Origin of the sequence: Bradyrhizobium sp. SUTN9-2, assembly GCF_003122645.1 — a bacterium.
In the GTDB taxonomy this organism is placed as follows: Bacteria; Pseudomonadota; Alphaproteobacteria; order Rhizobiales; family Xanthobacteraceae; genus Bradyrhizobium; species Bradyrhizobium yuanmingense.
Genome location: NZ_LAXE01000001.1, coordinates 278,163 through 296,229, shown reverse-complemented (window position 1 = coordinate 296,229; position 18,067 = coordinate 278,163). Strand labels below are relative to the sequence as shown.

The 18,067-nt window shown below is 65.6% G+C and carries 16 protein-coding genes; 12 read left to right on the top strand and 4 right to left on the bottom strand.

The window, feature by feature from the left end:
* Window positions 1-37 precede the first annotated feature (37 nt).
* Entirely contained in the window at window positions 38-1,363 is a 1,326-nt protein-coding gene (locus XF30_RS01450) for a TadE/TadG family type IV pilus assembly protein (RefSeq protein WP_109141736.1), read from the bottom strand.
* A gap of 136 nt (window positions 1,364-1,499) precedes the next feature.
* Between XF30_RS01450 and XF30_RS01445 the strand changes: the two genes are divergently transcribed.
* Window positions 1,500-1,910, top strand: coding sequence for a (deoxy)nucleoside triphosphate pyrophosphohydrolase (locus XF30_RS01445; protein WP_036014656.1), 411 nt, complete (start codon window positions 1,500-1,502; stop codon window positions 1,908-1,910).
* 120 nt (window positions 1,911-2,030) lie between these two features.
* Here XF30_RS01445 and XF30_RS01440 read toward each other — a convergent pair whose 3' ends face one another.
* Entirely contained in the window at window positions 2,031-2,879 is an 849-nt protein-coding gene (locus XF30_RS01440) for a methyltransferase domain-containing protein (RefSeq protein WP_109141735.1), read from the bottom strand.
* 64 nt (window positions 2,880-2,943) lie between these two features.
* On the opposite strand from XF30_RS01440, the gene XF30_RS01435 reads away from it, so the two are divergent.
* From XF30_RS01435 to XF30_RS01420, 4 genes are read left to right on the top strand one after another with little or no spacing between them, the layout of a single operon-like run.
* Window positions 2,944-3,753, top strand: a complete 810-nt coding sequence (locus XF30_RS01435; protein ID WP_109141734.1) for a ComF family protein — start codon at window positions 2,944-2,946, stop codon at window positions 3,751-3,753.
* Between the two features lie 34 nt (window positions 3,754-3,787).
* On the top strand, window positions 3,788-4,063 hold the full coding sequence (grxC, locus tag XF30_RS01430) for a glutaredoxin 3 (protein ID WP_036026245.1): 276 nt from the start codon (window positions 3,788-3,790) through the stop codon (window positions 4,061-4,063).
* On the top strand, window positions 4,060-4,938 hold the full coding sequence (locus tag XF30_RS01425; RefSeq protein WP_036014649.1) for a carbon-nitrogen hydrolase family protein: 879 nt from the start codon (window positions 4,060-4,062) through the stop codon (window positions 4,936-4,938). Before grxC ends, XF30_RS01425 begins: the two co-directional genes overlap by 4 nt.
* A complete protein-coding gene (locus XF30_RS01420; RefSeq protein ID WP_057027423.1) occupies window positions 4,935-5,417 on the top strand; it encodes a DUF1178 family protein in 483 nt (160 codons plus the stop codon). Before XF30_RS01425 ends, XF30_RS01420 begins: the two co-directional genes overlap by 4 nt.
* Here the strand turns inward: XF30_RS01420 and XF30_RS01415 are convergent.
* Window positions 5,414-6,313 (bottom strand): EamA family transporter, encoded by a 900-nt coding sequence (locus XF30_RS01415; protein ID WP_109141733.1) that lies wholly within the window; start codon window positions 6,311-6,313, stop codon window positions 5,414-5,416. The genes XF30_RS01420 and XF30_RS01415 overlap by 4 nt on opposite strands.
* A 140-nt stretch (window positions 6,314-6,453) precedes the next feature.
* Window positions 6,454-7,107 carry a DedA family protein gene (locus XF30_RS01410; protein ID WP_036042549.1) on the bottom strand — a complete coding sequence of 218 codons (654 nt, stop codon included), beginning with the start codon at window positions 7,105-7,107 and terminating at the stop codon, window positions 6,454-6,456.
* A gap of 294 nt (window positions 7,108-7,401) precedes the next feature.
* Here XF30_RS01410 and cobS point away from each other — a divergent pair, with 294 nt between their 5' ends.
* From cobS to XF30_RS01375, 7 genes are all read left to right on the top strand, one after another.
* The gene (gene cobS / locus XF30_RS01405; RefSeq protein ID WP_036014642.1) at window positions 7,402-8,400 is read left to right on the top strand and encodes a cobaltochelatase subunit CobS; all 999 of its coding nucleotides are present in this window, start codon (window positions 7,402-7,404) and stop codon (window positions 8,398-8,400) included.
* Window positions 8,401-8,541: 141 nt separating this feature from the next.
* A complete protein-coding gene (cobT, locus tag XF30_RS01400; protein ID WP_036014640.1) occupies window positions 8,542-10,443 on the top strand; it encodes a cobaltochelatase subunit CobT in 1,902 nt (633 codons plus the stop codon).
* Entirely contained in the window at window positions 10,440-11,543 is a 1,104-nt protein-coding gene (locus XF30_RS01395) for an esterase-like activity of phytase family protein (protein WP_036014638.1), read from the top strand. Before cobT ends, XF30_RS01395 begins: the two co-directional genes overlap by 4 nt.
* Before the next feature lie 208 nt (window positions 11,544-11,751).
* Window positions 11,752-12,864, top strand: coding sequence for an NADH:flavin oxidoreductase/NADH oxidase (locus tag XF30_RS01390; protein WP_109141732.1), 1,113 nt, complete (start codon window positions 11,752-11,754; stop codon window positions 12,862-12,864).
* A 115-nt stretch (window positions 12,865-12,979) separates the two neighbouring features.
* Window positions 12,980-13,387, top strand: coding sequence for a hypothetical protein (locus XF30_RS01385; protein WP_109141731.1), 408 nt, complete (start codon window positions 12,980-12,982; stop codon window positions 13,385-13,387).
* Between the two features lie 286 nt (window positions 13,388-13,673).
* Window positions 13,674-14,873 carry an efflux RND transporter periplasmic adaptor subunit gene (locus tag XF30_RS01380; protein ID WP_036026265.1) on the top strand — a complete coding sequence of 400 codons (1,200 nt, stop codon included), beginning with the start codon at window positions 13,674-13,676 and terminating at the stop codon, window positions 14,871-14,873.
* Complete coding sequence (locus XF30_RS01375; RefSeq protein ID WP_109141730.1) at window positions 14,870-18,034, top strand: efflux RND transporter permease subunit; 3,165 nt, start codon at window positions 14,870-14,872, stop codon at window positions 18,032-18,034. Before XF30_RS01380 ends, XF30_RS01375 begins: the two co-directional genes overlap by 4 nt.
* Window positions 18,035-18,067: the final 33 nt, after the last annotated feature.

Genomic DNA, 18,067 nt, shown 5'->3' with positions numbered 1-18,067 from the left:
TCCCTCTCTCCGTTCTTACGGGGAGAGGTGAGCGCCCTCATCCGGAGATCCGCGCGTCCGCGACCGCCTTCTTGAACAGCGCGTTCATGGCGTCCGCGATGCCTTGCGTCGGGCTGACCTCGAAATACAGGCCGGGCGAAGCGCAGCTCTGCATGTTCTGTGCGATCTGGCTGTTCGGCGACGGGCCATAGGGGCCGGCATTGAATGGATCGATCCACTTCATGTACCAGGGGTTGGTCGGCAGCGCGAGATACGTCGTGTACAACACCGCGACCTTGACGCCGCGATCCTTCATCGTCTTGCAAAGCGCAGGGTTGAGCGGCGACTGGCACCGCGTGCTGCCCGAGAGCGGTTTCAGGCATCCGGTGTTGCTCTCATCGGCCACGCCGTCGGACACGAAGAACAGATACTTGAGCGGACTGGCCGACGTGCCGCTTCCGGGGGAGCTGATCTCGCCGTTGATCGCGGGAAAGACCGCGGTGAATGGGGTATCTTGATCGTGATTCTCGTTCTGGCCGTTCACCGACATCAAGTCGATCTTGCCGGCCGCCGCCTTGGCGCTGGAGAGAGAGGCCGACAACGAAAACAGACTGCGCAGGCCGAGCGAACTTGCAGAGCCGCCGAAATCATAGATCGCCATTCTGAACTGGTTTGAATAGGTCTCGGTGGCGTTTGCCGTATCCATCAAGGACTCGGTGGCGCTCCGAAGCACGTCGATCCGGGTGGTCACGCCAAGCTTCTTGGCAAGGTCGTAATAGTTGTTCTTGTCCTTGAGATCGTGGCAGGCGAAAGCGCACTTGTCCGACGTGTTGTTGACCATCTTCTGCACGTCGGCCGGGGTCGCACCGACGCCCATCGACGGCGAATTGTCCAGCAGCAGGTAGAAATCGATGTAGAGCGGCATGCTGGCCGTCGCCTTCGACGTGCCGCTCAACGTCAGCACCGACTTGCCGATCACGCCGAGGAACATGGTGTTCAAAGTTGCGGTGAACGAAACCGTCGCGGTGACGGTCGAGCCGGATTTGACCACGGTCGGCGTGAGGCCGGTCAGCGTGTAGCCGGACTGACTGGCGCGATTGGCATTGAAGATGTTCGTGGCGTCCGTGACGCCGACCGAAATCGAGCCGTCCGCAGTCATGTTGCCGGCGGCCTTGAAGGCGGGCGAGGCCTTGGCGATCGAGCCGACGCTGGCGGCATCCGCCGCGGCCTGAAGCTTGGATCGGATCAGCGTCGCGCGCGAATAGTCGATGGCGCAGCCGACCGCACTGATCAGGGGAACGCAGGCGAGCGCGAAAATCACCGCGATATTGCCGCTCCGGTCGTGGACGAACCGGCGGACGAGAACCGAAGGCGCAGCGCGCATGAGGTGGCCTGGAGTGGTTTAAAGAGTTCCCACTCTAGGAACTGCGGATTAAATATGACTTATGGTGACCTTGGAAACGTAGACTGCAACGAGGTTAAAAAACGTTGCAAACGATCTCAGCGAGCGACAGACGCGCATGGCCGATCTCAAACTGACACTGGTGGTGGCCTGCGCGCTCGTCGACGCCGACAAACGCGTCCTGATCGCGCAGCGCCCGGAAGGAAAGGCCCTGGCCGGCCTGTGGGAATTCCCCGGCGGCAAGCTCGAGCCGGGCGAGCGGCCGGAGCAGAGCCTGATCCGGGAGCTTCATGAGGAGCTCGGCATCAACGTCGCCGAGCCGTGCCTCGCGCCGCTGACCTTCGCCAGCTACGGTTACGAGACCTTCCATCTGCTGATGCCGCTCTATATCTGCCGGCGCTGGGAGGGGTTGGTCACCGCACGCGAGGGCCAGAACCTTGCCTGGGTCCGCGCCAACAAGCTGCGCGATTACCCGATGCCGCCCGCGGACATTCCGCTGATCCCGCATCTGATCGATTTGTTGATGTGAGGTCGAAGGGTACCGCTCTCTGGCGTCATGCCCGGGCTTGTCCCGGGCATCCACGGCCTTCGTGCCAGCCTGAAAGACGTGGATGGCCGGGACAAGCCCGGCCATGACGGAAGAGAAAGATCACTCCTTCCCCGCCTTCTTCACCGCCTCCGCCAGGCTCGCTTTCGCCGACCCCGGCTTCAGCGGCTGCTGCTGGCTCGCATGCGGGGCCCAGCCCGAGAGCCAGACGATGTCGAAGGTCGCACGGATGCGGCCGTCGGCATCGGCAAAACGCTCGGCGTAGATCTCGGCCATGCGCAGCAGCGTCGCGCGGCGCGTCGGTGTCCGCCGCCGCTCGATCAGCACGTTGGCCGCACCCATGCGGCGGAGATCCTGCATCAAGGCGAACGCATTGGCATAGCGCACCACGACACGGTCGACGTCGGTCACCGGCAGCGCAAAGCCTGCCCGCTGCAATAGCGCACCGATGTCGCGAAGGTCAGCGAACGGCGCCACGCGCGGCGACACACCGCCCTCGCATTCGGCTTCCGCCGCGGCAAACGCCTGCCGCAGCTCGGTGAGGCTGTCGCCGCCGATCATGGCAGCAAGCAGCAGCCCGTCCGGCTTGAGTGCCCGGCGGATTTGCGCGAGCACACCCGGCAGGTCGTTGACGTATTGCAGCGCCAGCGCCGAGACGACGAGATCGAGGCTCTCAGGCGCGAGGGGCAACTTCTCCGCGCCGGCCGCGTCGAGCGCGATGTGTTCGATGGAGGGAAGCCGCGTGCGCAACGCCGCCAGTCCCGCGCCGGGCGTCCAGAGGTCGGCGGGAGCGTGAAACTCCCGCATCACCGCTGCCAAGCGGTCGGACATGTCCTCGGCGACCCGCTCGAGCAGGAATGTGACCGCGCCTTGGGCCTGGGCGCGCTGCTGCCGCCTCTGCAGCAAGGCACGATCAAACAAGGCGGGCGGGATTTGAGCGGTCCGGACCATGCCGCTGGTTACGCCAATCTCCACAGTTCTGGCAATCCGCTGCGTGCAGCGTTAGCCTCCCCACATGGAAGCCGACGCTCCCCCCATCCGTTCCATCGCCGCACCGCTGCGGAGCGCGTGGACGGCCGGCCGCCACGTGCTGGCGCGGGCGGCGCGGCTCGCGCTCGACATCGCCCTGCCGACACAGTGCGTATCGTGCCGGGAGCCGGTTGATGGCGAGGGCGTTTGCGCTTCCTGCTGGGCGCGGCTGTCGTTCATCGAGCGGCCCTATTGCCCGCGGCTCGGCATTCCCTTCGTTTACGACCCCGGCCCCGAGATGCTGTCGATGGAGGCGATCGCGAGCCCGCCGGCCTACCAGCGCGCCCGCGCGGCGGTGCGCTACGACGACGTCGCGCGCACGCTGGTGCATGCGCTGAAGTATCAGGACCGTACCGATCTGGCACCGGCCATGGGCCGTTGGATGGCGCGCGCGGGCCGCGAGTTGCTGACCGGCGCCGACATGCTGGTGCCCGTGCCCCTGCATTGGCGGCGGGCCTGGCGGCGCCGTTACAACCAGTCGGGCGCGCTCGCGCGTGTCATCGAGCGGCAGAGCGGGATCAAGGTGCGGGGCGACGTGCTGCGGCGGGTGCGCGCCACCGAGCAGCAGATCGGCCTGTCGCGGGCCCAGCGCGCCACCAATGTGCAGGGCGCATTTCAGGTATCTCCCGACCGTCAGGCCGAGGTCCAGGGCCGCCGCGTTGTCCTGATCGACGATGTCCTGACGTCAGGGGCTACGCTCGACACCTGCGCGCGGGCCCTGCTCCGCGCCAAGGCGGCCCAGGTCGACGTGCTGGTCTTTGCCCGGGTTGTCGAGAGCGGGCCCCGTCCCATATAATTCAATGAATTCATGACATGAGAGCGCCAGACGAATGACTGCTGCTGTCGAGATCTACACCCGGCCGGGCTGCGGCTATTGTTCCGCCGCCAAGTCACTGCTGACCCGCAAGAAGGCGACCTTCACCGAATTCGACGTCGCCAAGAACCCGTCCTGGCGCCAGGAAATGTACGGCCGCGCCGGCCAGGGCTCGACCTTCCCGCAGATCTGGATCGGCGGCACCCATGTCGGCGGCTGTGACGACCTCTATGCGCTCGATCGCGAAGGCAAGCTCGATGGCATGCTCGAAAGCGTGAAGGCGGTATCATGAGCGAGAACCGCACGTTCACGGCCGCCATGGTGCAGATGCGCACCGGCCTGATGCCCGGGCCGAGCCTCGAGCAGGCTACGAAGCTGATCCGGCAGGCTGCGGCCGATGGCGCCGATTACGTGCAGACACCCGAAGTCAGCAACATGATGCAGCTGAACCGCAAGGCGCTGTTCGAGCATCTCCAGAGCGAAGAGGACGACGCCTCGCTGAAGGCCTACCGCGCGCTCGCGGCGGAGCTGAAGATTCACCTCCATGTCGGCTCGCTGGCGCTGCGCTTCTCGCCGGAGAAGGCGGTCAACCGTTCCTTCCTGATCGGGCCCGAGGGCAATGTGCTCGCGAGCTACGACAAGATCCACATGTTCGACATCGAGCTGCCGGACGGCGAGAGCTATCGCGAATCCGCCAATTACCAGCCGGGCGAGACCGCCGTGATCTCGGATTTGCCTTGGGGCCGCATCGGCTTGACGATCTGCTACGATGTGCGCTTCCCCGCGCTGTACCGCGCGCTCGCAGAAAGCGGCGCCTATTTCATCACCGTGCCGTCCGCCTTCACCCGCAAGACCGGTGAAGCGCATTGGCATGTGCTGCTGCGCGCCCGTGCGATCGAGACCGGCTGCTTCGTCTTCGCGGCGGCGCAGGCCGGCACCCATGAGAACAAGCGCGAGACCTACGGGCATTCGCTGATCGTCGATCCCTGGGGCGAGATCCTCGCCGAAGGCGATGTCGAGCCGGGCATCATCATGGCCAGGATCGATCCGGCCAAGGTCGAGACCGCGCGCCGCGCGATACCGTCGCTCCAGCACGGCCGCCGCTTCGGCGTCTCCGATCCCAAGGCCGGGCCTGACCATTTGCACCTCGTGCGGGGCTCGGCATGATCCGCTACGCGCTCCACTGCGACCGCAATCACGCCTTCGAAAGTTGGTTCCAGAGCTCGTCGGCCTATGATTCGCAGGTGAAGCGCAAGCTCGTGACCTGCCCGATCTGCGGCTCAGCCAAGGTCGATAAGGCGATCATGGCGCCGCGCATCGTCGGCAAGAAGGGGCGCGGCCGCGCCACGCCGCCGCCGGAGCCCGTGGCCGTGACCACACCCGAGGCTGCGCCGTCAGGGCCGACCTCGCTGCTGATGGCGCAAGAGCGCGAGCTGCGCGCCAAGCTGAAAGAGCTGCGCGACCACATCGTTAAGAATGCCGACAATGTCGGCGAGCGCTTCGCCAACGAAGCCCGCGCCATGCATTACGGCGACAAGGAGCATCGTCCGATCTATGGCGAAGCCTCGCCCGAAGAGGCGAAGTCGCTGATTGACGAAGGCATCGAGGTCTCACCGCTGCCGACCCTGCCGGAAGACCGGAATTAAGCTCCCACCAGCACAGCGACTCCGACGACGATCAGCGCAATGCCCGCAAGCTCGCGCGGTGCGATCGGCTGCTTGAACGAGTAATACGCCACGGCTTGCGCGAACAGCACCTCGATCAGCGCGAGCGTGCGGACGTTGGCGGCCGCCGTCAGCGCAAAGGCGAGGAACCAGAATTGCGAGGCGAAGGCGCCGATGAAGCCCGCGAGCATCGACGGTCGCCATAACCTGAGGATTCCTCGGAGCACGTCCGGCGCGCGCCAGAGCAGGTAGATCGTCAGCACCAGCGTCTGCACGAACAGGCCGAGCACCAGCGTGATTGACGCCGCGGTCACGAAGGACACGTCGGGCACATTGATGATGGCGCCGCGAAAGCCGACCGCTGACAGCGCGAAGGCCGCCGCGGCAACGAGGCCGGTGATGGTCGGCTTCAGCTCGGCAAAGCTCTTGTCGCCGCCGGGGCGGAGCGCGGTGATGACGACGCCGACGGTGGCGATCATGATCGCGAGCACCTTCAGCCAGGTCAGGTGATCGCCGAGGAAGACGAAGCCGAATATCGCGGTCTGGATCGCCTCGGTCTTCAGGTAGGCCGTCGTCACGACAAACGAGCGGTCGTTCATCGCGAGCAGCATCAGCCCGGTGGCGACGATCTGGCTGAGCGCGCCCAACAGCAGCCATGGCCAGAACACGGCTGGCGGCGGGCTCAGATGATCGCCGGTCGCGAGCAGCACCAGCCCCAGGAACAGCAGCGAGAACGGAAAGCCGAACAGGAAGCGGATATTGGTCGCGCCCCAGGTCCCCAGCGGCTTCGTCAACGACCGCTGCATCGCATTGCGCGCGACCTGCCCGAGCGCGGCAACGATGGTGAAGGGAATCCAGAGGCTGGCGATGGTGAACATGGGGTGGCGGGCGCGAGGATCCGGGCCAACGTGCCGCTAGCGGTCGAGCAGGTCAATCACACGGATGTCATGGGTGCGATGCTCTCGCACAAACTCGGTGCCTGCGAACGCAGGGACGACGGTTGTGATGTGGCGTCTGCCTAAACCTGCGGCTTGGCCGTCGCGCCGCCATACCGTCGGCGATAGATCCACATCCCCACGCCCAGCACGATCGCAACCCCTGCAACGGTCAGCATCCAGATGTGCTTGCCGACATGCGCATGATGATGCAGCCCGGCATATTCATGCAGGGCCGACACAGCCAGCACACCCGGCAGCACATGAGCCGGCGCCCAGGCCAGGATCGCCGGGATGTTCACGGCATAGAATGTCGCGGGCGCCATGCCCAGCGCGCCGGCGGTCACCGGGACGAAGGCGCGGATCGGCGGCACGAAGCGGGCGAAGAACACGGCCCAGGTGCCGAAGCGGTGAAAGAAATTCTCGCTCTCGGCGACGACGCGCGGATAATTGGTCAGCGGCCAGGTGTTGAGGATCTCGCGCTGCCGCCTGTGCCCGATCCAATAGGCCGACCCGTCGCCGAGTACGGCACCAGTTGCGGCCGCCAAGAGCACCCATGGCAGCTGCAATTCGCCGCCGGGGACCAGGGCGCTCAGCGCCAGGATGATGGTCGAGCCGGGGATCACCGATCCCACAACCGGAACGGCTTCGAGCAGCGCCGCCAGGAACAGGGTCAGATAGGCCAGCCACGCATGGGCGGAAACGAAGGCGATGAGGGGATCGAGAAAGGACGTCACGTCGTCTCTTGAAGGGCTGGAGCATGAGGGCTTCGGACCCTACATAAGTAACTGCATACGGCCAAAGTACCATTCGCAGGGATTGGGCGCGACCCGCCCGAATTTCGGCGTGATTCGCAAGGCAGCCCTCCAAAAACTGCGTTCCTTGCCTATCTAAATGAAAAGACAACGGAACTTTGATTGGTGGGCGGGCTTCTGCCGGCTCGTTGTCTCTGATAGGTTGATTTTCAGCACCCAGCCGCAGCCAACGTGCGAATAACCGGTTTCGGGACCGCCCGGGACCTCGGAGGATTGATGACGACCGCCGCCCTGTCCAAAGTTGAGGAAGTTTCCGGCCTGCCCGACATGAAGGTGTCGGTGCGCCAGGTGTTCGGGATCGACAGCGATCTCGAAGTCCCGGCCTATTCCGAAGTCGATCCTCATGTGCCCGAAGTGGATTCCGATTACCGCTTCGACCGCGCCACCACGCTGGCCATTCTCGCGGGCTTTGCCAGGAACCGCCGCGTGATGGTGACCGGCTATCACGGCACCGGCAAATCCACCCATATCGAGCAGGTCGCGGCACGCCTGAACTGGCCCTGCGTGCGCGTCAACCTCGACAGCCACATCAGCCGTATCGACCTCGTCGGCAAGGACTCCATCGTGGTCCGCGACGGCAAGCAGGTCACTGAATTTCGCGACGGCATCCTGCCTTGGGCGCTGCAGAACAACGTCGCGCTGGTGTTCGACGAATACGATGCCGGCCGCCCGGACGTGATGTTCGTGATCCAGCGCGTGCTGGAGGTTTCGGGCCGCCTGACGCTCTTGGACCAGAACAAGGTGATCAAGCCGCATCCGGCGTTCCGGCTGTTCGCCACCGCCAACACCGTCGGCCTCGGCGACACCTCGGGCCTCTATCACGGCACCCAGCAGATCAACCAGGGCCAGATGGACCGCTGGTCGATCGTCACCACGCTGAACTATCTCAGCCACGACGAGGAAGTCGAGATCGTGCTGGCCAAGGCCAAGCACTATCGCACGCAGGAGGGCCGCGACATCGTCAACAAGATGGTGCGCCTCGCCGATCTCACCCGCAACGCCTTCGCCAATGGCGATCTGTCGACGGTGATGAGCCCGCGCACGGTGATCACCTGGGCGGAAAACTCCGACATCTTCGGCGATATCGGCTTCGCCTTCCGCGTCACCTTCCTCAACAAATGCGACGAGCTCGAACGGCCCCTGGTCGCCGAGTTCTACCAGCGCTGCTTCAATGCGGAGCTGCCGGAATCGGCAATCAACGTCGCGCTGAGCTGATCTCTCACGGTGTGTCGTCCCGGCGAAGGCCGGGACCCATACCGCGTGATGTCTCGATTGAAGCGACGCTGATAGTTTCCTGACACAAGAGCGGCCGGTGGTTATGGTCCCGGCCTTCGCCGGGACGACAGATAGGGTCAGATGACCGCCTCCAACTCCAAATTCCGCAGCAACAAGGAAGCACCGACTGAGCCGTTCAAGCGCTCGGTCGCCTCCTGTCTGAAGGCGATCGCAAAGGCGCCCGAGCTCGACGTCTCCTTCGCAGCCGAGCGCCCGGGCCTTGCGCCCGGCAAGGCGCGGCTGCCTGAGCCCGCGCGCAAGATGACGAAGCGTGACGCCGCGATCGTGCGCGGCCATGCCGATTCCATCGCGCTCAAGCTCGCCTGTCACGATCCCAAGGTTCACCGCAAGCTGATGCCCGGCAATCCGCAGGCGCGCGGCGTGTTCGAGGCGGTGGAGCAGGCCCGCGTCGAGGCGATCGGCGCGCGCCGCATGGCGGGCGTTGCCAAGAACCTCACCGCGATGCTCGACGACCATTTCCACCGCGGCAAGTTCGACGAGATCACCGACCGCGCCGACGCGCCGCTGGCGGACGCGCTGGCGATGCTGGTGCGCGAGCGCCTCACCGGCATGGCGCCGCCGACGGCGGCCAAGAAGATGGTCGATCTCTGGCGACCGATCCTCGAAGACAAGATCGGCAAGCGGCTCGATCGGCTCGACGGCGTGCTCGAGGATCAGACCAAGTTCGGCGATGCCGTGCATGACCTGCTGTCGGCACTCGAGCTCGGCGACGAGCGCAACGCCGACAGCGAAGACAATGACGAGAACGAGGAGAACCAGGACGGCGACAACGACCAGTCCGGCGCCGAAGGCTCGCCCGATTCCGACGCCGCGCAGGAAATGAGCGCCGACCAGGCGCAGGCAACCAGCGAGGAGATGAGCGAGAGCGCGATGGAAAGCGCGCAGGCCTCCACCTCCGACACCTTCGACGATGGCGAGCTCGGTGATGACGAGACGCCGGGCGAGGCGACGCGCCCGAACCAGCACGGCAGGAACGAGCCGCGTGGGCCGGAGTATCACGCCTTCGCGCCCAAGTTCGATGAGGTCATCGCCGCCGAGGATCTCTGCGACCATGACGAGCTGGAGCGGCTGCGCGCCTATCTCGACAAGCAGCTCGCACATCTGCAGGGCATCGTCGCCCGTCTCGCCAACCGGCTGCAGCGCCGCCTGATGGCGCAGCAGAATCGCGCCTGGGAGTTCGATCTCGAGGAGGGCATCCTCGACCCTGCGCGGCTGTCGCGCGTCGTCACCGATCCCTATCACCCGCTGTCCTTCATGCACGAGAAGGAGGCGACGTTCCGCGACACCGTAGTGACGCTGCTGCTCGACAATTCCGGCTCGATGCGCGGCCGCCCGATCACGGTCGCCGCGACCTGTGCCGACATCCTCGCGCGCACGCTGGAGCGTTGCGGCGTCAAGGTCGAGATTCTCGGCTTCACCACGCGGGCCTGGAAGGGCGGGCAATCGCGCGAGGCATGGCTTGCCGCCGGCAAGCCGGCCAATCCTGGCCGCCTCAACGATCTCCGCCACATCATCTACAAGTCCGCGGACGCCCCGTGGCGTCGTGCGCGGAAAAACCTGGGCCTGATGATGCGCGAGGGCCTCTTGAAGGAGAACATCGACGGCGAGGCGCTGGACTGGGCGCACAAGCGCCTGCTCGGCCGGCCCGAGCAGCGCAAGATCTTGATGATGATCTCGGACGGCGCGCCGGTCGACGATTCCACGTTGTCGGTCAATCCGGGCAATTATCTCGAGCGGCATCTGCGCCACATCATCGAGGAGATCGAGACCCGCTCGCCGGTCGAGCTGATCGCGATCGGCATCGGCCATGACGTGACGCGCTATTATCGCCGCGCGGTAACGATCGTGGACGCGGAAGAACTCGGCGGCGCGATCACCGAAAAGCTTGCCGAGCTCTTCAGCGAGACCAACACGGCGCCAACGCAAGCGGCCGGTCGCCCGCGACGCAAATTGCATTCGTGAGCACGCATCCATCCCGCCGCAGCTTCGTCAGCCTCGCGGCGGCGGGATTTTCCACTCTCGCGTTGCCGCGCTTGGCGCAGGCGCAGCTGCAGCCCAAGACCGAGCCGCCGCCGCGCGCCCTCCAGCTCGAGCATGCCGTCACCGCGCCGGTCAGCGTCGAGGTCAACGCGCGTAGCATTGCCAATTTCGAGCCGCGCGACCGCTCGCGCACGCGCTTCGGCTCGCTGGATTTTCGCAGCGGCCTGGTGCTGACCTCGCCCTATCGCGGCTTCGGCGGGCTGTCGGGCCTCCGCTTCCTCGACGGCAAGGGCGAGCGCTTTCTCGCGATCTCCGATCAGGGCGGCTGGTTCACCGGCAGCATCCGCTATTCCGGCCGCGAGATGATTGGGCTCGCCGACGTCGAGGCCGCGCCGGTGCTGGGCGCCGACGGGCGGCCGATCACCGAGAAGCGGCTCTGGTACGATACCGAGTCGCTCGCGCGCGACGGCAACCTCGTCTATGTCGGGCTCGAACGCGTCAACCAGATCCTGCGCTATGATTTCGCCAAGGGTGCTACCGGCGCCCGCGGCGAAGTGATCGCCGTCCCGCCGGCCTTGCGCAAGCTGCCCTACAACAAGGGGCTGGAGGCGATGGTCGTCGTGCCCAAAGCGCAGGGACCGGGCAAGAGCCAGGCCCAGCCGCTCGCGGGCACGCTGATCGCCTTTTCCGAGCGCGGGCTCGATGCCGACGGCAACCTCCTCGCTTTCCTGATCGGCGGCTCGACGCCCGGCCAATTCAGCGTGCGGCGCTCGGAGAATTTCGACATCAGCGACGCGGTGCTGCTGCCCTCGGGCGATCTGCTCATCCTCGAACGTAAATTTTCCTGGTTCACCGGCGTCAACATCCGCATCCGCGCGATCCCGCTGAAGGGAATCGCGCCGGGCGCCGTCGTCGACGGCCTGACGCTGTTCGCCGCCGATCTCGGCCACGAGATCGACAACATGGAAGGCATCGACGCCCACGTCACCGCCGACGGCGAGACGGTGCTGACCCTGATCTCCGACGACAATTTCTCGATGCTGCAGCGAACCCTGCTGCTGCAATTCACGCTGGCGGAGTAGCCGGCACTGCCCTGCGGCAAACTCCGCCGTCATCCCGGGCTCGCGCGAGGCGCGCCCCGGGATGACGGCAGAGTCTGTGGCGCAGCTGACCATCAAGTCATTGCCGGAATGCACGAACAGGCGACCCGCCATTCCCGCGCCCCGCTAGCAATCCGCCGCGCGCCCACTACACTGATCCCATCTCCCTCCATCCCCCGGAACTCCCCGCATGTCCGTCCTGTTTTCCCCGATCAAGCTGCGCGGCCTGACGTTGAAGAACCGCCTCGTGGTGTCGCCGATGTGCCAATATTCGGCCGATGACGGCGTCGCCACCGACTGGCACTTCACCCACATCAACAATCTCAGCCTGTCGGGCGCGGCGATGTTCTGCATCGAGGCGACGCATGTCGAGGCGATCGGCCGTATCACGCCGGGCTGCCTCGGGCTCTACAGCGACGCCTGCGAGGCCGCGCTGAAGCCGATCCTGCATTCGGTGCGCAAGCATTCCTCCACCGCGATCGCGATGCAACTCGCCCATGCCGGCCGCAAGGCCTCGAGCGCGCGCCCCTGGGACGGCGGCCAATTGATTCCGGAAGGGCAGGGCGGCTGGCAGACGGTCGGGCCGTCGGCGGTGCCGCACAAGGAGGGCGAGGCCGCCCCGCTGGCGCTGGATGCGGCAGGCCTGAAGCGCATCCGCGAGGCCTTCGTCCATTCGACCGAGCGCGCCGCGCGGCTCGGTATCGACGCCATCGAGGTCCATGGCGCGCATGGTTATCTCTTGCATCAATTCCTGTCGCCGATCTCCAACAAGCGCACCGACGAATATGGCGGTAGCCTCGCGAACCGCATGCGCTTTCCGCTGGAGGTGTTCGACGTGGTGCGCGCCGCGTTCCCCGCCGACAAGCCGGTCGGCATGCGGGTGTCGTCGACCGATTGGGTCGAGGGCGGCTGGGATCTGGCACAGACCATCGAATTCGCGAACGCGCTGAAGGCGCGCGGCGTCGACTGGATCGATGCATCGTCCGGCGGCGTCTCGCCGCTGCAGAAGATTCCGCTCGGCCCCGGCTATCAGGTGCAGTTTGCAGAGGCGATCAAGCGCGAAACCGGCCTGCCCACGATTGCCGTCGGCCTGATCACCGAGTCGAAGCACGCGGAGGAGATCGTCGCGTCGGGCAAGGCCGACATGGTCGCGCTCGCCCGCGGCCTGCTCTACGATCCGCGCTGGGGCTGGCACGCCGCCGCCGAGCTCGGCGGCGTGGTCGAGGCGCCGCCGCAATATTGGCGCTCGCAGCCGTCCACGCAAAAGGCGCTGTTCGGCAAGACCACGTTCGGGGCGAGGTGAGAGCGAGTGGGGTGCGCGCGCTGCCACCCCTCACGCATCCGTAAACCTCCTCACCTTCCATGCCCCCCAAAACTGGCCTAACCTCTCCATACTCAACGCCTCGCGGAGGCTGGCCATGCGCTTTCGTTTTCGTAAAACTGCCCATGTGTTCGAGCGCGTTGGCCTTGCCATGGCGGGGGCCGCGTGCGGATTGTTCGTCGGCGCCTATGTCGGCTCGGCGATCCCCACCCTCACCACGCAGGGCTTCCTGCTGCTGATGATGCTGCTCGGCGGCATCGGCTTCTATCTCGGCATCGACACGCCGCAGATGCCTTTCGACGATGCGCACAGCCAAATTGACGCCGCCGAGCTCATGAGCGCCGCCGGCACGCTCTCCGCCACGCTCACCGCCTTCGCCTCGGTCGCCGTGATCGTGCTCCGGCTCGATCCGCACATGGCCTGGACCTGGCTCGTCTTGGTCGGCTGGATGGCCGGCGTCACCATGCAGATCGTCGCCGGCGCCAAGGCCAGGCTGCGTAAGTAGCTCTCTTTGTCAGGATGGGCCCGCCTGAAGCGGGCGTCTCGAAGGACAGCCGCCGGGAAAAGCTCGCAATTCCGAGTGCCCGTCGTTCACGGCAGGGTTCGGCTTGCCGCAACTGCCTTGCCCGGCACCGTCTCTCTCTCTGTCAACCCGTCATCCGGTCAGGGCGCCGTTCGGAGCATTGCGCGCGCATTGGTCTTGAAGAGTTCATCTTTGCAACACATCTTGTGGCGCCCGCAGGTAGAGGCGTACCCTGCATCTTCTGCGGCTTTGATGCGAGGACCTGGGGATGAGCGGACCGGACGGAAGCAGGCAGTTGATCAAAAAGCACGATTTCGTTCAGGTCAGCGCAATTGCCGGGCTTCTCGCCGCCGCGTTCGCCCTGTCCGGCTGCGACAAGCCGGCATCGCAGGCTGCGGCTCCGCCGGCGCCGGCGGTGACGGTCGCCCAGCCGGTCAAGCGCACAGTCACCGATTGGGACGAGTTCACCGGCCGCTTCGAGGCGGTGGAGGAGGTCCAGGTGCGGCCGCGGGTCGGCGGCTTCGTCAACTCGGTCGAATTCCAGGACGGCGCCATCGTGCGTCAGGGTGACCTGCTCTACGTGATCGATCCGCGCCCGTTCGAGGCGGTGGCCACTCAGGCGGAGGGCCAGCTGTCAGACGCACGGGCGCGAGTGGAGCTCGCCAAGCGCGAGCTCGACCGTGGTCTCAGCCTCGTGCAGACCAGCGCGGTCTCCGAACAGGTCGTCGATCAGCGCCGCCAGGCCTTGCAGGCTGCGCACGCCGCCGAGATGCAGGCCGAGGGCGCGCTGAAGGCCGCCAAGCTCAACATCGAGTTCACGCATGTGGCAGCGCCCTTGACCGGCCGCGTCAGCCGCCATCTCGTCAGCCCCGGCAATCTCGTGCAGGGCAGCGACACCGGCACCTCGACGCTGCTGACTTCGATCGTCGCGCTCGATCCGATCTACATCTATTTCGACATGGATGAGGCGACGTTCATCAAATACAGCAAATTGTGGTTCGAAGGACGGCGGCCAAGTTCGCGCGATACCGCGAACCCGGTGCAAGTGACGCTGGCCGGCGAGACCAAGCCCTCGCGCGAGGGCACCGTCAATTTCCTCGACAATCGGCTGGACGTGTCGACCGGCACGCTGCGCAGCCGCGCGGTGGTGAAGAACACGGATCTTTCGATCCTGCCCGGCCAGTTCGGCCGCGTCCGCCTGATCGGCAGCGCGCCTTACGAGGCGCTGCTGATTCCGGACGCTGCGATCGCAACCGACCAGTCCCGCAAGATCGTGTTCGTGGTCAAGCCTGATGATACGGTCGAGGCACGCCCCGTCGTGCTCGGTCCGCTCGACGACGGCCTGCGCGTGATCCGTGAAGGGCTGAAGCCGGACGATCGCGTCATCGTCAACGGCATCCAGCGCGCCCGCGTCGGCGCCAAGGTCGCTCCCCAGACCGCGCAAGCGCCGGCCGGTGGCAAGTCATGAATCTTGGCCGCCTCTCCATCAACCAGCCCATTTTGGCGATGGTGCTGTCGATCGTGCTCCTGATCGTCGGTGCACTCGCCTACACCACGCTGCCGGTCTCCGAATATCCGCAAGTGGTGCCGCCGACCGTCGTCGTCACGACGCAATATCCCGGCGCCTCCGCCCAGACCGTGTCCGACACGGTCGCAGCTCCCATCGAGCAGGAGATCAACGGTGTCGAGGACATGCTGTATCTCTACAGCCAGGCGACCTCGAACGGCCAGCTCACCATCACCGTCACCTTCAAGCTCGGCACCGATCTCGACAAGGCCCAGGTGCTGGTGCAGAATCGCGTCGCCATCGCGCAGCCGCGCCTTCCAGAGGAAGTGCAGCGCAACGGCGTCACCACCCGCAAGAACTCGCCCGACATCCTAATGGTCGTGTTCATGCTGTCGCCGGACGACACGTTCGACCAGCTCTACATCTCCAATTATGCGCTGCTCCAGGTCCGCGACCAGCTCTTGCGCATCGACGGCGTCGGCGACATCCAGATCTTCGGCGCCCGCGACTATTCGATGCGGCTGTGGCTCGATCCTGACAGAATCGCCAATCTCGGCCTGACCTCGGCCGAGGTGCTCGCGGCCATCCGCGCCCAGAACGTGCAGATCGCCGGCGGCCAGATCGCCGAGCCGCCGATCACCGATCGGGCCTTCCAGCCCAATCTCACCTTCACCGGACGTTTGAAGGACCAGAAGCAGTTCGAGGATATCCTGATCAAGGCCGGCCCTGACGGCCGCACGGTGCGGCTGCGCGACGTCGCCCGCATCGAGCTCGGGGCGCTGGCCTACAGCACCAACAGCTTCCTGCTGCGCAAGTCGGCGGTCGCGATGCTGGTGACGCAGCGGCCGGGCTCGAACGCGCTCGCGACCGCAAAGAACATCTCCGACACCATGACGAGGCTCAAGGAGAGCTTTCCCAGGGGGCTCGACTTCAATATCGGCTACAACCCGACCGAGTTCATCGCCCAGTCGGTCCACGAGCTGATCAAGACCATTTACGAGGCCATGCTGCTCGTGGTCGTCGTCGTGCTGGTGTTCCTGCAGGGATGGCGGCCCGCGATCATTCCGATCATCGCGATTCCGGTCTCGCTGGTCGGCACGTTCGCGGTGATGGCGGCGCTCGGCTTCTCCATCAACAATCTCACCCTGTTCGGGCTCGTCCTCGCGGTCGGCATCGTGGTCGACGACGCCATCGTCGTGGTCGAGAATGTCGAACGCCATCTCGAACACGGCCTCAGTCGTCGCGATGCCGCGCTGAAGACGATGGAGGAGGTCGGCGGCGCACTGGTCTCGATCGCCCTGGTGCTATGCGCGGTGTTCGTCCCGACCGCGTTCCTCGGCGGCATCTCCGGGCAGTTCTTCCAGCAATTCGCCGTCACCATCGCCGTTGCGACGGCGATCTCCTGCTTCTGCTCGCTGACGCTCTCGCCCGCGCTGGCCTCGCAGATCCTCACGCCACACGAAGAAAAGCGGCCGCCGGCCGCCTGGAACATCATCGCGCGCGGCTGGAATGCGTTCACCGGCGTGTTCAATCGCGTGTTCGACCGGCTGGCGCATGGCTATGCCGGCCTCGCCAATTTCGCGATTCGCCATTCGGTGGTGATGCTGCTGATCTACGTCGTGCTGATCGGCGGCGCCGGCTGGTTGATCGTGACCACGCCGCAGGGCTTCATCCCGGCGCAGGATCGCGGCTACGTCATCATATCCGTGCAATTGCCGGGCGCGGCGTCGCTGGCGCGTACCACCGAGGTCGTTCGCGAGATCGAGCGGATCTCGCTGGAAACGCCGGGCATCGTTCGAGTCGCCGCCTTTGCCGGTTTCTCCGGCGCCACCCGGACGCAGGCCGGCAATGCGGCGGCGCTGTTCCCGGTGTTCGACGAGCCCGAGGCGCGGCTGAAGAAGGGCCTGTCCGCGAATGCCATCACCGCCGAGCTGCGCAAGCGCCTGTCCGCGATCCAGGGCGCTTTCATCATCGTGATTCCGCCGCCGGCCGTGCCCGGCATCGGCACCGGCGGCGGCTTTGCCATCCGCATCCAGGACCGCCAGGGCCGCGGGCCTGAAATGCTCGCAGCCGCCACCGACGAGCTTGTCGCCGCCGCGCGCAAATCGACGTCGCTGCTCGCCCCCTCGGTGTTCTCGCCGTTCACGGCCAACACGCCGCAGCTCTTCGTCGACATCGACCGCACCAAGGCGCAGAAGCTGGGCGTGCCCATCTCCAACATCAACGAGACGATCCAGACCTATTTCGGGTCGACCTATGTCAACGACTTCAACCTGTTCGGCCGCACCTACCACGTCACCGCGCAGGCCGACTTCCCGTTCCGGAAAGAACCGAGCGACCTTGCGCGCCTGCGCACGCGCAACGCTTCCGGCGACATGGTGATGCTCGGCAGCGTGGTCGAGTTCAAGGACGTCTCGGGACCCGACCGCGTCGCGCGTTACAATCTCTATGCGGCGTCCGAACTCCAGGGCGAGCCGGCGCCGGGCACGAGCTCGACCACCGCGCTCAACGCCATCAAGCAGCTCGCGAACGATACTTTACCGAGCGGCTTCACCTTCGAATGGACCGACCTGTCCTATCAGCAGGTCACCGGCGGCAATGCCGGTCTCTACGTATTTCCGATCTGCGTGCTGTTCGTCTATCTCGTCCTCGCCGCGCAATATGGCAGCTGGACGCTGCCGTTCGCGGTGATTCTGATCGTGCCGATGTGCCTGCTCGCCGCCACCATCGGCGTTCGCGTCATGGGCCAGGACGTCAACATTCTGACCCAGATTGGCTTCGTCGTGCTGGTGGGACTGGCGGCGAAGAACGCGATCCTAATCGTCGAATTCGCGCGCGATATCGAGAACGAAGGCAAGCCGCGGCTGGAGGCCGTCATCGATGCCTGCCGCCTGCGCTTGCGGCCGATCCTGATGACCTCGTTCGCGTTCATCCTCGGCGTCTTGCCGCTGGTGATCTCGACCGGCTCTGGCTCGGAGATGCGCCAGGCCGTCGGCGTCGCCGTGTTCTTCGGCATGATCGGCGTCACCCTGTTCGGCCTTCTGTTCACGCCGATCTTCTACGTCGTGGTGCGGAACCTGGCGGAAGGGCGGCGCGACAAGAAGCCGGAGGCGATGGCCTGACGTCTGTCTCGATGGCCAAAGACTCCGCCACAT